General features: G+C 35.1%; 1 protein-coding gene (only partly in view). It reads left to right on the top strand.

Annotated elements, in window-relative coordinates; all coding sequences use genetic code 11:
- Positions 1-25: 25 nt before the first annotated feature.
- Positions 26-325 carry the 5' end (the start) of an MFS transporter gene (locus tag V7149_RS23585; RefSeq protein WP_438824152.1) on the top strand. 606 nt of this gene lie beyond the right edge of the window, so 300 of the gene's 906 nt are visible here — the first part of the coding sequence; it begins with the start codon at positions 26-28; its stop codon lies beyond the right edge, outside the window.

Raw genomic sequence — 325 nt, 5'->3', positions numbered from 1 at the left:
CCTCATTATTTCTCTCCTTTATTTTTTGGGTACAATCGGTCTTACTTTTGTAAACCAATCAATCGGGTTTTTAATATTCATTCGAGCACTACAAGGTATTGGATTTAGTATGCTTACGATTTTAGTCTTTACAATATCAAGTAATATTGTTCCTAAATCTCGGTTAGGTGAGGGCATTGTTTTTTTCGCAATGTCTACAAGCGTTGGGACGACAATTGGGCCACTAATCGCAATTTCCTATCTTGCAAATTATTCATTTAGGTCGATGATGATGATAACTCTCGGACTTATGTTTTTTTCACTTGTGTGCAGTTTTTTCACAAAG

It is taken from the genome of Bacillus sp. JJ1503, from assembly GCF_036965125.1.
Taxonomy (GTDB): Bacteria; Bacillota; Bacilli; order Bacillales; family Cytobacillaceae; genus Cytobacillus.
The sequence above is the reverse complement of the archived record's forward strand: the minus strand, read 5'-3'. Positions and strand labels throughout refer to the sequence as shown.